Raw genomic sequence first — 14,568 nt, 5'->3', positions numbered from 1 at the left:
AGGTGAAAACGTATGATATGCAGCCTCAGATGAGCGCACCCGAAGTGGGTGATGCCGTGGTAAAAGCGATGGATGAAGAGATTGATTTTGTCGTCGTCAACTTCGCTAACGGCGATATGGTAGGACATACGGGTAATTTTGAAGCGGCGGTAAATGCGGTCGAAGCGGTGGATACAGAACTTGGTCGGATTATTGAAGCGGCCAAACGTAACGATTACTCGCTTGTCATCACCTCCGATCACGGTAACTGCGAAGAGATGCGCGACGATGCGGGAAATATGCTTACCAATCATACGGTTGGAAAAGTATGGTGTTTTGTGATGGCAGAGGGAGTAATCGAAGTGCATTCGGGTGCACTGAATAACATAGCACCGACGGTTCTAAAATTGATGGAGCTTGAAATACCATCTGAGATGGATTCACCACTTATTTAACATAAAGGATAACAATGAAGTTTAGCGGTAAAAATGTATTGGTAACAGGTTCAAGCCGAGGAATCGGTGCGGAAGTGGCAAAAGTATTGGCAGGCTATGGCTTGAAAGTATGGATCAATTACCGAAGTGGAGCGGCAGCGGCGGATGCGGTGAAAGCGGAGATTGAATCAGCAGGCGGACAAGCTGCGGTTATCGGGTTTGACGTAGCGGACGAAGCGGCATTTGTGGATGCCATCAAAACGATTATCGATGCAGACGGGGAACTCTCGTATCTCGTAAACAATGCCGGAATCACCAACGATAAACTGGCACTGCGTATGAAGGCCGAAGAGTTTACCAGCGTACTCGATGCAAATCTCACATCAGCCTTTATCGGATGCCGTGAAGCGATGAAAGCGATGCGTAAACAAAAATTCGGAAGCATCGTTAACATGGCTTCCATCGTCGGTGAAACAGGCAATGCGGGACAAACCAACTATGCAGCCTCTAAGGGGGGGATGATTGCAATGACGAAAAGCTTTGCCATCGAAGCGGCGACCAGCGGTATTCGTTATAACTGTATTACTCCGGGCTTTATCGCTACCGATATGACCGATGAACTCAAAGAGGAAGTGAAAGCGGCATTCACCGCAAAAATCCCGATGGCCCGTTTCGGAAATGCTAAAGAGGTCGCGGAAGCAACAGCTTTTTTACTCAGCGATCATGCGAGCTATATCACAGGAGAGACCCTCAAAGTTAACGGCGGAATGTTTATGTAATTAGGGACTTAAAGGGAAAACTTTCCCTCTTAAGTAAAATATGTTATAATTTCGCGATTTTATTCATAGGAACAGGAGCTATTATGGCACTTTTGGAAGATATTAAAGAAGTAGTGGTTGAGCAACTCAGCGTTAACCCGGACGAAGTTAAAGAGAATTCTAAATTCGTAGAAGATCTTGGTGCTGACAGCCTTGATGTTGTTGAATTGGTAATGGCTCTTGAAGAGAAATTCGATATCGAAATCCCTGATGACGAAGCGGAAAAAATCCAAACTGTTCAAGATGTAATCAACTACATCGAAAGCAAAAACTAAAAACCGTTATCGAGGTCTTCCTCGATAAAGCAAATTTATTTTATGGTCTAAGATATTGGCTTAATGGAGCCAAAGTTTCAGACCATCCACCATCAGGAGAGAATGTGAAAAGAGTAGTAGTAACCGGAATGGGAATGATCAATGCTGTTGGTCATGATAAAGAGAGCTCATTCAAAGCAATTTGTGAAGGCGAATGCGGGATCGATATGATCACGATTTTCGATGCTTCGACACAAAGTGCACAAATTGCCGGTGAGGTGAAAAACTTCGATCCTGAATCGGTTATGGATGCCCGTGAGGTTAAAAAAGCGGATCGTTTTATCCATCTTGGTATTAAAGCGGCGCAAGAGGCAATGGCAGATGCTAATTTTCCTGAAGATTTTAACAAAGAGCGTTTTGGTATCGATGCGGCATCGGGAATCGGCGGATTACCGTCGATTGAGCGTAACTCGATTATCCTTGAGACCAAAGGGCCTCGTCGTATCTCTCCGTTCTTTATTCCGGGGGCTTTAGTCAATATGCTCGGCGGATTCATCACGATTGATCACGGCTTGCAAGGGCCAAACCTCTCAGCGGTAACCGCATGTGCGGCAGGAACCCACGCCATTAGTGAAGCGGCAAAAACGATTATGATCGGCGGTGCGGATCAAATGCTCGTGGTTGCGGCGGAGTCGGCGATTACCGGTGTCGGTATCGGCGGATTTGCATCGATGAAAGCCCTTTCTACACGTAATGATGATCCAAAACACGCATCACGACCGTTTGATGCGGAGCGTGACGGGTTTGTTATGGGTGAGGGTGCGGCGGCATTGGTACTCGAAGAGTATGATGCGGCAGTAGCGCGCGGAGCACGTATTTATGCTGAGCTTATCGGATTCGGTGAGAGCGGTGATGCAAACCATATCACGACACCAAGCCTTGAGGGGCCTCTTCGTGCTATGCAAGCGGCACTCAAAATGGCGGGAAATCCGAAAGTTGATTATGTCAACGCACACGGAACCAGTACACCGACGAATGACAAAAACGAAACGGCTGCTCTCAAAATCGCATTCGGCGGAAAAGAGAATTGTCCGCCTGTAAGTTCGACGAAAGGTCAAACAGGACATTGTCTCGGAGCAGCCGGCGGTATCGAAGCGGTTGTCAGTATTATGGCAATGCGTGATGGTATCATCCCTCCAACTATCAACTACGTTAACCCGGATGAAAACTGCGATTTGGATATCGTTCCGAATGCGGCACGCAAAGCAGAACTCAATATTGTTATGTCTAACTCATTTGGATTTGGCGGCACTAACGGTGTCGTTATTTTCAAAAAAATATAAGAGGGCAAGCCGTTGGCTACCTATTTAGATTTTGAGCAGAATATTCGTCAAATCCAAGAGGAGATCATTGCCGCAGAAGTGCGTTATGATCACCACGCGGTAGAGATCCTAAAGCAGGATTTGGACAAAGAGGTTCAAAAAACCTATGCCAATCTCTCTCCGTATCAAGAGCTTCAGCTCGCGCGTCATCAAGATCGTCCGTATGCCCTTGATTACATCAATCTTCTGTTAGATAAAAAATACGAGATTCACGGAGATCGTCATTTCCGTGATGATCTCTCCATTATTTGTTATATGGGTACTATCGGGGATGAGCGTGTGATGGTTATCGGCGAACAAAAAGGGCGCGGAACCAAAAACAAGCTCAAACGAAACTTCGGTATGCCTCATCCGGAAGGGTACCGAAAAGCACTACGTGCTGCAAAAATGGCAGAGAAGTTTAATATTCCACTCCTAATGCTGATTGACACTCCGGGTGCCTATCCGGGTCTTGGGGCTGAAGAGCGTAATCAGAGTGAAGCAATTGCCCGTAACCTGATGGAGCTTTCCAATCTTAATACCATTACGGTATCGGTCGTTATCGGCGAAGGGGGAAGCGGCGGAGCGTTGGCGATCGGTGTGGCTGACCGCCTTGCTATGATGCGATACTCTGTATTTAGCGTTATCTCTCCTGAAGGGTGTTCGGCGATTCTTTGGAATGATCCGACCAAAGTGGAAGCGGCAACCAAAGCCCTTAAAATCACCTCTGCCGATCTCAAAGAGCTTGACTTGATTGATGATATTATTGATGAGCCGTTGATCGGTGCCCATCGTGATAAAGAGGGTGCTGTTAAAGCACTTAAAGAGTATTTTTTAGGAGAAGTGGCCAAACTCAGAACGTTGAGTGATGAAGAACGTCTTGAAAAACGCTATAATCGTCTCGTCGGTGTAGGGCAATATTCCGAATAAGGTTTTTCCTTATTCTTCCCCTTTTTTCTCTTTCTCTTTTTTCTCCGATTTCAACCGTTTCATTTTTTTTGCCTCTTTTGAATAAGCGATCAACTCTTCCGTCGTATGCAGTGATGTTGGAAGAAGTTTGAGGGTACGTTTGAGTAGTTTAGTTGTTGTCATCGCATCGGAGAGGGCGCGATGGTGTGTGGCATCACGATAAAGAGAAAGTTGCTCATTGAGATAGGCTAAGCCGTAGCGTTCGGATTCAAAGGTACGTTCGGCCAAATCTATCGTACACAATGAACGATTTAGAAGCCGCTCAAGTCCCACCCGCTCCATCATGGCAGAGACAAAATTATAGTCAAATTTGGCGTCATGTCCTACAAATACGGCATCTCCCAAAAAGAGGCGAAATTCTCTCATTACCTTTCTAAGAGAAGGTGCTTTGAGAGTTTGTTCCGTTGTAATCCCCGTAATATCTTGAATTTGATCGGAGATATCGGTGCAATAAACCAAACTCTCGTAGGTATCAAGTATTTTTCCGTTTTGGAGTTTAACCGCACCGATTTCAATAATTTGATGATGGGACGGTTTGGAGCCGTTGGATTCAACATCAACGATACAAAAGAGGGTATCTTCAATTGGGGTTAACGCTGTTTGGAATCGATAATACTCGTTATGCAGAACAATATTCATACCTTGAGCTTTGAGAAGTTCTAACGCTAGATCGCTATCACTCCCCAACAATGCTTCAAATTCCCCTTTTGGGATCCCGTTTTTCGTTAATCGAACAAGTACTTTAGGATCGAATACCTTCACGCTTTGGCCTTTTTGATAAAAGAGGCAACACGCTGAGGATCTTTTTTTCCATAAGAGGCTTCAACCCCGCTGCTCACATCGACACCGTAAAAACCGTAAGGTTTTAAATCGGCGACATTCTCGGGATTCAATCCTCCTGCGAGGATAATTTTAGAACAGTCAATCCCCTCAAACCATTCAATATTTAGCCGTTTTCCACTGCCGCCGAAGCTTTCGCAATACGCATCAACAAGACGATACTCATCAGCATACTCAAAAATATCTTCTCTTTTTTGCGCACGGATAACACGTAATGATGGGAAATTAACCTGAGTGAAAAAATCTTTCTCTACATCAAAATGAATTTGTGCGAGTGTGCAACCTGTCTCTAAACACATGGAACGGATAAATTCGGGTGTTTCATTGACAAAAAGGGCGACTTTATCGACAAAAGGAGGGAGTTTTTCGATAATCTTTTTTGCATCAGTGGGAGTGATATAGCGTGGAGACTCAGGATAAAAGACAAACCCTAGGGCATCTGCTCCCGCATGGATAGCGAGGAGGGCATCTTCCAGATTGGTGATTCCACAGATCTTGACTCTCATACTTTGAGGCTATCAATTGCAGTTTTATAATCCTCAGCACCAAACACATAGCTTCCGGCGACACACACATCAACACCTGCATCTTTAAGCTCTTGTATATTGGAACTTCCAACCCCGCCGTCGATTTCAATCAAGCAGTTTGGATTGATGGAATCGCGAAGTGTTTTGAGGCGTCTGATTTTGTTCACAACATTAGAGATAAACTTTTGTCCGCCGAATCCCGGATTGACCGACATAACAAGAACCATATCGATATCAGCGAGGAGATATTCTACCGCTTCGGCTGGGGTATGAGGGTTGAGGACGATTCCCGGTTTGATACCGAGGGATCGTATATGCTGAACAAGACGGTGGGGGTGCTTCTCTTCTTCGATGTGAAAGGTAATGTATTCAGGTTTGAGTGGGGCAAAAAGATCGACAAAAAAGGTGTTGTTTTGTACCATAAGATGGATATCAAGGGGTTTAGTGGCTGACGCGGCAATAGCACTGACGACAACGGGTCCGATAGTGAGGTTGGGGACAAAGTGCCCATCCATCACATCGACATGCACCAAATCGCATCCAGCGTCACAAATGGCACGGACATCGCGCGCTAAATTACCAAAATCGGCAGAGAGGACACTGGGGGCAACGAGCATGATGTACACCTTTACAAAATGTTTTCGTTATTTTAGCGAAAAAGATTTGCAGCTAGCTTTGGCACTCTTACCTTGTCAGGAAAAAGATGAAATTACTTCCTTCAAAACGCAAATTAACTTGAACCCCTTTTTTGTTTTGCGCCATTTCCATAAGAGAATTGACATCTGCATAGGTACGAGGAAGGGTAATATCGACACGGTTTTTTTTCTCACCTAAGAGGGCTTTTGCACGTCCGCCGATAATGTTTACAAACTCTGCCAAGGAGTCAAGTATCGCCTCTTCGTCTTCGCTATCCTCTCCAATGAGAAGCGAACATGCTTTTTTGGCAATATCTTTAGGAAAGATGAGGATAATCATTCCGTCTAAATCGCCGTAAAATCCGATGGAACTGGCGTATTGATGTGCGGCGTTTTTAATTTCCAACGTCTGGATGTTCATTGACTCTTTAACTGCTTGCGCATTGGTCATCATAGCAATCGTCGAAACAGTGGCATCGATAAAACCGGGAAGCTCATTAATAAGTGCTTTGGTCAGGGTTCGAACCTGTTTGGAGGCGGAAGCACTGCTCCCGCCGAGTTCTTGTAATAGATCTTTATTTTTGAGAATATCTTCCATCTGATCAAAAAACATGATTCCTGCATCTTCGAGATCGTTTTTAAAACTTTGCGGTGTTTTTTCAAATGTTAACCCGACAAAACAAATAGAAGCGTTATATTCGGCCGCAGATGAGGCGAGTTTTGTGAAGAAATTAAGGGCATGGACATTCATTGATACCACTTTATAGGCATCAAAAATAAAGAGACGAAATCCGACGTTGAGGGAGTTGTTATGATAGGCAATATTAAACGTATTGGTGATTTCGGCATCTAAAAAATTGGCAATGGTATAAATGATGGCATTGCCGGTAACACGGGTTGCAATTTTTTGACCGAATAATCCTAAGTAGGTCTCTTCGATAATGGCATAGTAGAGATCGGGATTTTGTTTTTTTTCTTCAAACTCTTTTTTACTTTGGGCGATAACGGGATTATGACCGTAATCGAACAACTCAATCGCCATAGCGGAACGTTGCGAAGCGTCTTCATTGTACAAAAGGACGGTTTTAGAGTCGTTTTTATTGGTAGGTACAAAGAGCTCGGCAATTTTTTCGGTACGGAAAAGAGAAAAAGTGAGATTGCTACCGTAAAATTTATTGATCGTAATGAATTTAGCGGAGTCGTAGTCGCATAAACCGACCGCTATATGTTTATGAGATCGGATACTGTCCAAAAGACGAATAAAAACATCCAAACCGTTTTTATTGAAAAAAATAACTTTTTTCAAGGAGACCAATAGCATATCGATGTTAAGGGATTCGGTCGCTTTGATATCATCGATGGTAAGAAAGGAGGGGGCATTATTCCCATCTAAAAATCCTTGCGGGTGGAAAACGGCAATGCGCCCCTTAACCGTTGGTCTCATCGTACTCCACCACCTGCATAAAAGATTCGTATATTTCTTGGACAAATTCAATTTGAAACTCAACGAATTCGTTCAGCCCTGCCTCGACATAGGTGCTTTGGCTTAATTCATAAAAGAGCAATAAATGCATCCATTGCGCCAAGATTTTGTCATTTGCCTCCAACTCTTGATCCAATCCGGATGAGGCATGGACGATGCGGCTGATTGCCGGAGATATTTCCCATTTTAGTGCGATTTCGGTACAAATATCAAACAAACTCATTTTAGTGAGTCGGTGAAGAATAGTATTGTAATCCAACGCTTTAACGCTTCTGAGCTGCTCCACTTCACTTTTGTATTCACCGAAGAGGGCATCGCAGACAATAATACTGGCCGGCAAAAGGGTAATAGCACTTTCGTTGTCATGATTGAGAAGATTGAGATGGGTAAGGATTTTTGCCCATTTGCGACTGAGGGAAGCCTGTAAATCATAAAACGCTTGAGAACTGAGGTTAAAAAGTCCCCACTCTTTTGGAGCCAAAAGGGTCATTAAGTAATTGTATAAAATTTGTTGCGCCGTTGAAATTCCGAGGATACTGAAGATTTGGGATAAATCGCTTACTTCATTACGAAACCCGTAGATAGGACGGTTTACCAAGGTTCTGAGATAGAGTTTAAGAGCCGGATCTTCTTCGGCACATTTGGCCGCTTTGGTTAAATCACCGACCCGTACGTAATCAAGTGTTTGCTTGACGACAAAAGGGGCGGGGGGGATATTTTGGATGTAAAGCAAAATTTGTTCTTGAGTAACCACGTATCACAGCATCCGATCTTAATTATTTTTAAAGTCCGCTAATTGTAATCGCGGTTTGATTAAAGGAGCCTTTATAGGAGGTTAATCCGTTGCTTAAGGTAAACTTTGGGTTTACTGCGATAAAATTCGCAACTAAAATTTACGCAAGGAGCCTCAAAATGGCAAGAAAATGTGCTATTAGCGGTAAAGGCCCAATGAGCGGAAACAATGTTTCTCACGCGAAAAATAGAACTAAGCGTCGTTTTTTACCAAACCTTCGTACTGTTCGCGTAACGCTTGAAGACGGTACTACCAAAAAACTAAAAATCGCTGCTTCTGAACTTCGTACATTGAAAAAAGATTCGTAAACGTCCCCCAAAGGGTATACGTTGAATCTTATTCAAAAGTTACAGAAATTTCTCAATTGGGAGCCTTCTCCCAAACCTGACATCACGTTGAATGCTGAGTTATACGCTCAGTTTCTCCCTTTTAGAACCCCCCTGATTTTAATCCAGCTCTGTATGATTTTCGGTACGCTCGGCTATATGTACATCGAAGGGCACTCTCTTATCAATGCACTTTTTCAAACCGGTTATACTTTTACCACGGTTGGATTCGGATCATTGGGAGAAGGGGAGTTTACTCCGCTAGGAAAACTTTTTACGATTACATTGATCATTTTTGGATTTGCGGTATTTACCTTGGCTTTGGGGATTATTGTCGATGTTATTAATCGGGGAGAACTCAAGCGAATATTGAAGGAGAGAAAAATGTTGTATCGGATTGCCCGACTTAAAAAGCATTTTGTCATTTGTTATCATAATGAATATGCGGTGCAGGTGACAAAACAGCTTCGAGCGAATCAAATCCCTTTTGTTGTAATCGACCCGAGAGAAGATATGGAAGCATTGGCAAAACTGTATAAATATCCCTATTATATTCAAGCTGAACCCCATACGGAAGAGGCAATGTTGAAAGCACATTTGAGTTCCGCCAAAGGACTTATCACGTTGTCGAGTTCGATTGCGGACAATATTGCCCTTATCGCATCGGTGAGGCTTTTTGAAAAAGAGCATAAAATTCCTGCACCCTATTATGTCATCAGTTCGGCAGAGGGTGTGAACGATATCGATAAACTCAAAAAATTGGGTTCCGATACGGTGGTCTCTCCGACGAAGTTGACCGCGCAGCGTATCACGGCAATGGCCGCACGTCCCGACATGGAAAATTTACTCGAGCAGTTTTTATATAAAAGCGATACTCCGCTTGATATGGAAGAGGTATTTGTCCCTAAAACGAGCTGGATGGTTCTTAAAAAGCTCAAAGAGACCCATTTACGCGATATCGCAAACGTATCCGTTATCGGAATCACAAAAAAAGACGGCAAAATGATGCCGATGCCCAAAGGGGATGTTTTAGTTATGAGTGAGTCCAAACTGCTGGTGATCGGGACTCAAAAAGGGATTTTATTTACCAAAGCATTGGTGAAAAAACACGAAAAACCGGAGGAACTCAAATATGTATAATTTAAAAACTATTGAGGGCGGTGTGTGTGCGGCGAAAGGATTTTTTGCGGACGGCATTCACATCGGACTAAAAAAAGAGGGAGCTAAAGATCTCGCTTTTATCTATTCAGATAAACCGTGTGCGATTGCATCGGTCTTTACCACCAATAAAATGACGGCGGCTCCGATACGTCATTTTCGTGCACAAGGTGAGTTTGAAGGAAATTTTGTCCTCATCAACTCCAAAAATGCGAATGCCATGACAGGGCGAGCAGGAATCGATGACATTGACGACGTTTTATCGGCGGTGCAAAAGAGATTTCCCGTGATCCAAAACCCTGTGATGAGTTCGACGGGAGTTATCGGGGTACGTCTCCCGAAAGCGAAGATTATTGAAGGGGCGATGCATTTCGATCTTACCGCTCGCGAGGGGATCAATGCCTCTGAAGCGATTATGACGACCGATACCTTCTCGAAACGGATCGCTTATGAAGTGGTATTAGAGGATGGAAAATCGTTTCGACTCGGTGCGATGGCGAAGGGTGCGGGGATGATTAATCCGGCGATGGCGACAATGCTTTGCTTTATTACGACCGATGCGGCCGTCGATAAAGCAACCATGCAAAGCATCCTCGATGAGTGTGTTCATACGACGTTTAATGCGGCAAGCGTCGATGGGGATACCTCGACGAACGACACGGTTTTGGTCATTGCAAACGGCACAAGCGGAGCGTTTCATGCGGCAGCTTTCAAAGAGGCACTAGAGTCAATTATGCTCTTTTTAGCCAAAGAGATGGTGCGTGACGGCGAGGGGGCAACAAAGCTGGTCACCTACAAAGTAACGGGAGCGATCAACCACAAAGAGGCGGAGATCGCGGCGAAAGCACTGAGTAATTCACTCCTTGTCAAAACGGCATTGTTCGGTCAAGATCCAAACTGGGGGCGCATCGCATCAACGGTCGGTGCTAGCGGAATTATGTGCGATGAGGCATTTTTGAGCATCTGGTTTGATGATATCTGTGTCTATAAAAAAGGGGAGCTGTTGTTCGATGAAAAACTTGAACCGCTCGCCGCGAGCGTTATGCAAAAATCTGCTTTTACGATCCACTGTGATATCGGTCTGCAAGACGGTGAGTTTACCGCGTACGGATGTGATTTGGGGCACGAATACGTCAAAATAAATGCGGATTATCGCACGTAGTTTTAACCGTTACTAAAGTGATAGGTTGCTATAATCGCGATAATTTAACGGCAACAGGATAACTTAATGCGCGGATATAAAATTTTCAGCGGTTCAGCGTGTACCGAGTTTGCGGCGGAAGTGTGCAGAACCCTCGATGTTCCCCTCTCCAAAGCTTCAGTAAAACGTTTTAGTGACGGAGAGATTAACGTTCAAATCTCTGAAAGTGTTCGCGGACGTGATGTTTTTATCATCCAATCAACCGGTGCACCATCGAATGATAATTTGATGGAATTACTAATTATGACCGATGCCCTTCGCCGCTCTTCAGCTAACTCGATTACGGCAGTTGTCCCCTATTTCGGATATGCACGACAAGATCGTAAAGCGGCTCCTCGTGTTCCGATCACCGCGAAACTTGTTGCCGATATGTTTGAGACAGCGGGGATTGATCGCGTCGTGACGATTGATTTACACGCAGGTCAAATCCAAGGATTCTTTGATATTCCGGTTGACAACCTCTATGGGGCGATTATTTTTGAAGAGTATATTCGCTCTAAAAATCTTGCAAATCCTGTCATCGCTTCTCCTGACATCGGCGGGGTAGCGCGCGCCCGTTATTTTGCCGAAAAACTGGGTCTGGATATGGTTATTGTCGATAAACGTCGTGAAAAAGCGAACGAGTCAGAAGTGATGAACATTATCGGTGACGTTGCGGGTAAAGATATCATTATGATCGATGATATGGTCGATACCGCCGGAACAATGGTTAAAGCGGCAGCTGCTTTGAAAAAACGCGGAGCTACGTCGGTTATGGCATGTGCCACTCACGGTGTACTCAGCGGGAATGCGTATGAGAATATCAACAACGGTGAGCTCGATGAACTTGTTATTTCCAACACGCTCGTTCTTCGCGGACAAAGCGATAAAGTTAAAGTTTTAAGTGTTGCCCCTCTCTTCGCCGAAGTGATTCGCCGAGTTTATCATAATGAAAGTGTCAACAGTTTGTTTAGCTAATGGATAATATTCGCAACTTTTCAATCATCGCCCACATCGACCACGGCAAAAGTACGTTAGCCGATCGTATTATCCAAGAGTGCGGAGCGGTCAGTGACCGTGAGCTCAGTAAACAGATGATGGATACGATGGATATCGAGCAAGAGCGCGGGATTACGATTAAAGCACAAAGCGTCCGTTTGGATTACGTCAAAGACGGCCAGCACTATATCCTCAATCTGATTGACACTCCGGGCCATGTCGACTTTAGTTATGAAGTAAGTAAGTCACTTGCATCGTCCGACGGAGCCTTACTGATTGTCGATGCTGCGCAAGGTGTTGAGGCACAAACCATCGCGAATGTCTATATGGCGATGGAAAACAACCTTACTCTCATCCCCGTTATCAACAAAATCGATCTCCCCGCCGCAGAACCGGAACGGGTCGCCGAAGAGATTGAAACGACGATCGGGATCGATGCAACCGATGCGGTTATGATTTCAGCCAAAACAGGGGTCGGCATTCGTGAATTGATCGACGCGATCGTTGATCGTATCCCTGCACCTAGCGGTGATCCATTGGCAACGACGAAAGCGATTATTTACGACTCATGGTTTGATGCGTACCAAGGGGCTATGGCATTGGTGCGTGTATTTGACGGTGAGATCAAAATGGGTCAGATGATTAAGCTGATGCACAATGATGAAAATCATCAAGTGTTAGAGTTGATGTACCCTCATCCGCTTCGTCGCCAAAAAACGCAAGCGATCAAAGCCGGAGAGATCGGAATTGTCATTTTGGGGGTTAAAGAGGTGGGCTCTATCCGTGTCGGCGATACGATTACCGATGCACGAAATCCGACGCGTGAGCCGGTGGGTGAATACGCCCCTGCAAAACCGTTCGTATTTGCAGGGCTTTACCCTATCGATACCGATGAGTTTGAATCGGTGCGGGATGCCCTTGATAAACTCAAACTCAATGACAGTTCCCTCAGCTATGAACCGGAAACCTCCGTTGCTCTCGGTTTTGGGTTTCGTGTCGGGTTTTTGGGAATGCTTCATATGGAGGTGGTCAAAGAGCGGCTGGAACGGGAGTTTAATCTCGACCTGATTGCAACCGCACCGTCCGTTATCTATAAAGTCTACAAGACCGATGGAACGATGATTGAAGTCCAAAATCCGAGTGAACTCCCTGAGCCGCAAACGATCGAGAAAATCGAAGAGCCCTACGTTCGTGCAACGGTGATCGTTCCGACCGATTATTTGGGGAATGTGATTACCCTTTTGACCAATAAACGGGGTATGCAGGAGAAGATGGAGTATCTGAACGAAACTCGTGTTATGCTCATCTATGTCATGCCGATGAACGAAATCGTCGTCGATTTTTACGATAAACTCAAATCAACCTCCAAAGGGTATGCGAGTTTCGATTACGATCCTATCGAATTTCGTCAGGGTGATTTGGTTAAACTCGATGTCCGTGTTGCGGGAGATGTGGTCGATGCACTCAGCGTTATCGTTCCTCGCACCTCTGCCGATATGCGCGGTCGTGCATTAGTTACCAATATGAAAGAGATCGTTCCGCGTCAGCTTTTCGAAGTGGCGATCCAAGCGAGTATCGGAAACCGTGTTATCGCTCGTGAAACGGTCAAATCAATGGGAAAAAATGTTACCGCCAAATGTTACGGCGGGGATATCTCCCGTAAACGTAAACTCCTCGATAAACAAAAAGAGGGTAAAAAACGGATGAAAGCAATCGGGAAGGTTCAGCTTCCTCAAGAGGCGTTTATGTCCGTCCTCAAAATGGACTAGACATGCGTTGTATGATGTGTGAGCGGCTTAGCTTCTCGCATATCTGCTCCGCGTGTCAAGAATCGCTCCTCACCCCGAGTCTCCATAAACGCAAAATCCTTGGCTCACTGCCCGTTTACTCTTTTTTCTCCTATAATGAGATAGAACCGCTTCTTCTTACCAAGCATACCGATATCGGATACTATATCTATACGATCTTGGCAAAGAGAGCCTTAGGGGAATTTGCAAAAAATTGGGAGTACGAAAATCGTGTCGCCTCCATCGGTATTGACGATCAAGCGTCAAGCGGCTACTCTCATACGGCGGTCTTGAACCGAGCGTTAAAATCTCCAAATATTACCCCCCAGTATGGAAAACTTCGCGCGACGAATCACCATAAATATGCGGGTAAAAGTGCCGAAGAGAGGCTCTTGAATCCTCGGCAGTTTCGATATACACCATTTGCGGAAAATGAGGTCATTTTGGTGGATGATATTGTCACGACGGGGACAACTCTTAGTGAAGCCTCGGAGATACTTCACACAAACGGTAAAAAAGTGATCCTTTGTCTTACCCTCACCGATGCGGAGAATAAATAATCAGTACGGTGGCAATGTTGTAATACGTGTGTCAACAATCGCACGGCCGATCGTAAAATGGTAAAGTGACTGATAGCGTTGATCGTTTATCCCCAGTAATGCGTGAAACTCATCATCCAAAAAGCATCCGATCCCTGTTGCACTGAGATTTAACGAGGTTGCTTCAAGATAGAGCATTTGGCCGATCATACCGCATTGATGATAGAGACTTTTGTAGCCGATTCCTCCGTGCGTTTCGAGCGTTGATGAAAATTTGCAGAGCATTCCAAAACTAAACGCCCCCTCTTTTGCAATCTCTTGGTTGCATGAAATCATCTGTGCCGCTCCACGGTAATCCCCTTCTCGAAGCAGATAGAGCTCCTCACCACACTCTTTCCATTTAAAAGTCTCATCCAATGTCTGCTGTAGAGAGATCAGATCCTTTGTGTCACGAACATAGATATAGAGTCCTTTTTCCAGCCCCTC

The 14,568-nt window shown here is 44.9% G+C and carries 17 protein-coding genes; 11 read left to right on the top strand and 6 right to left on the bottom strand.

Going from position 1 to position 14,568, the window contains the following annotated elements:
• The 5 genes from A2517_RS02005 to accA form a co-directional block, all read left to right on the top strand.
• The coding region (locus A2517_RS02005) for an alkaline phosphatase family protein (RefSeq protein ID WP_294893697.1) at nt 1-434 on the top strand (434 nt) is incomplete at its 5' end.
• Between the two features lie 14 nt (nt 435-448).
• The gene (gene fabG, locus A2517_RS02000; protein ID WP_294893696.1) at nt 449-1,192 is read left to right on the top strand and encodes a 3-oxoacyl-ACP reductase FabG; all 744 of its coding nucleotides are present in this window, start codon (nt 449-451) and stop codon (nt 1,190-1,192) included.
• An 83-nt stretch (nt 1,193-1,275) separates the two neighbouring features.
• Nucleotides 1,276-1,506: an acyl carrier protein gene (gene acpP / locus A2517_RS01995; protein WP_013459228.1), complete on the top strand. Its 231-nt coding sequence runs from the start codon at nt 1,276-1,278 to the stop codon at nt 1,504-1,506.
• A 104-nt stretch (nt 1,507-1,610) separates the two neighbouring features.
• On the top strand, nt 1,611-2,828 hold the full coding sequence (locus tag A2517_RS01990) for a beta-ketoacyl-ACP synthase II (protein WP_294893695.1): 1,218 nt from the start codon (nt 1,611-1,613) through the stop codon (nt 2,826-2,828).
• A 12-nt stretch (nt 2,829-2,840) separates the two neighbouring features.
• Nucleotides 2,841-3,776 (top strand): acetyl-CoA carboxylase carboxyl transferase subunit alpha, encoded by a 936-nt coding sequence (gene accA / locus A2517_RS01985; protein WP_294893694.1) that lies wholly within the window; start codon nt 2,841-2,843, stop codon nt 3,774-3,776.
• A 9-nt stretch (nt 3,777-3,785) separates the two neighbouring features.
• Here the strand turns inward: accA and A2517_RS01980 are convergent, their stop codons facing one another.
• The 5 genes from A2517_RS01980 to A2517_RS01960 form a co-directional block, all read right to left on the bottom strand.
• The gene (locus A2517_RS01980; RefSeq protein WP_294893693.1) at nt 3,786-4,577 is read right to left on the bottom strand and encodes a 3'-5' exonuclease; all 792 of its coding nucleotides are present in this window, start codon (nt 4,575-4,577) and stop codon (nt 3,786-3,788) included.
• Nucleotides 4,574-5,161, bottom strand: a complete 588-nt coding sequence (locus A2517_RS01975; protein ID WP_294893692.1) for a phosphoribosylanthranilate isomerase — start codon at nt 5,159-5,161, stop codon at nt 4,574-4,576. Before A2517_RS01975 ends, A2517_RS01980 begins: the two co-directional genes overlap by 4 nt.
• Entirely contained in the window at nt 5,158-5,799 is a 642-nt protein-coding gene (rpe, locus tag A2517_RS01970) for a ribulose-phosphate 3-epimerase (protein WP_294893691.1), read from the bottom strand. Before rpe ends, A2517_RS01975 begins: the two co-directional genes overlap by 4 nt.
• Before the next feature lie 67 nt (nt 5,800-5,866).
• Nucleotides 5,867-7,261: a chemotaxis protein CheX gene (locus A2517_RS01965; protein ID WP_294893690.1), complete on the bottom strand. Its 1,395-nt coding sequence runs from the start codon at nt 7,259-7,261 to the stop codon at nt 5,867-5,869.
• Nucleotides 7,245-8,054, bottom strand: coding sequence for an HDOD domain-containing protein (locus A2517_RS01960; RefSeq protein WP_294893689.1), 810 nt, complete (start codon nt 8,052-8,054; stop codon nt 7,245-7,247). The genes A2517_RS01965 and A2517_RS01960 overlap by 17 nt, the downstream gene beginning before the upstream one ends.
• 158 nt (nt 8,055-8,212) lie before the next feature.
• Between A2517_RS01960 and rpmB the strand changes: the two genes are divergently transcribed.
• The 6 genes from rpmB to A2517_RS01930 all read left to right on the top strand — a co-directional run bounded on the left by rpmB (nt 8,213) and on the right by A2517_RS01930 (nt 14,103).
• On the top strand, nt 8,213-8,401 hold the full coding sequence (rpmB, locus tag A2517_RS01955) for a 50S ribosomal protein L28 (protein ID WP_013459236.1): 189 nt from the start codon (nt 8,213-8,215) through the stop codon (nt 8,399-8,401).
• 21 nt (nt 8,402-8,422) lie between these two features.
• Nucleotides 8,423-9,559 (top strand): TrkA family potassium uptake protein, encoded by a 1,137-nt coding sequence (locus A2517_RS01950; protein WP_294893688.1) that lies wholly within the window; start codon nt 8,423-8,425, stop codon nt 9,557-9,559.
• Nucleotides 9,552-10,739 (top strand): bifunctional glutamate N-acetyltransferase/amino-acid acetyltransferase ArgJ, encoded by a 1,188-nt coding sequence (gene argJ, locus A2517_RS01945; protein WP_294893687.1) that lies wholly within the window; start codon nt 9,552-9,554, stop codon nt 10,737-10,739. Before A2517_RS01950 ends, argJ begins: the two co-directional genes overlap by 8 nt.
• 66 nt (nt 10,740-10,805) lie before the next feature.
• Nucleotides 10,806-11,735, top strand: coding sequence for a ribose-phosphate pyrophosphokinase (locus A2517_RS01940; protein WP_294893686.1), 930 nt, complete (start codon nt 10,806-10,808; stop codon nt 11,733-11,735).
• On the top strand, nt 11,735-13,525 hold the full coding sequence (lepA, locus tag A2517_RS01935) for a translation elongation factor 4 (RefSeq protein WP_294893685.1): 1,791 nt from the start codon (nt 11,735-11,737) through the stop codon (nt 13,523-13,525). Before A2517_RS01940 ends, lepA begins: the two co-directional genes overlap by 1 nt.
• A gap of 2 nt (nt 13,526-13,527) precedes the next feature.
• Nucleotides 13,528-14,103 (top strand): ComF family protein, encoded by a 576-nt coding sequence (locus A2517_RS01930; RefSeq protein ID WP_294893684.1) that lies wholly within the window; start codon nt 13,528-13,530, stop codon nt 14,101-14,103.
• On the opposite strand, the gene A2517_RS01925 is transcribed toward A2517_RS01930, so the two are convergent.
• Nucleotides 14,104-14,568: SagB/ThcOx family dehydrogenase (locus A2517_RS01925; RefSeq protein ID WP_294893683.1), on the bottom strand; the 465-nt coding region annotated here is incomplete at its 5' end.

This window comes from Sulfuricurvum sp. RIFOXYD12_FULL_44_77 (assembly GCF_001830725.1).
In the GTDB taxonomy this organism is placed as follows: domain Bacteria; phylum Campylobacterota; class Campylobacteria; order Campylobacterales; family Sulfurimonadaceae; genus Sulfuricurvum; species Sulfuricurvum kujiense_A.
Note: the sequence above shows the minus strand (reverse complement) of the source record. Positions and strands in the feature narration are given on the sequence as shown.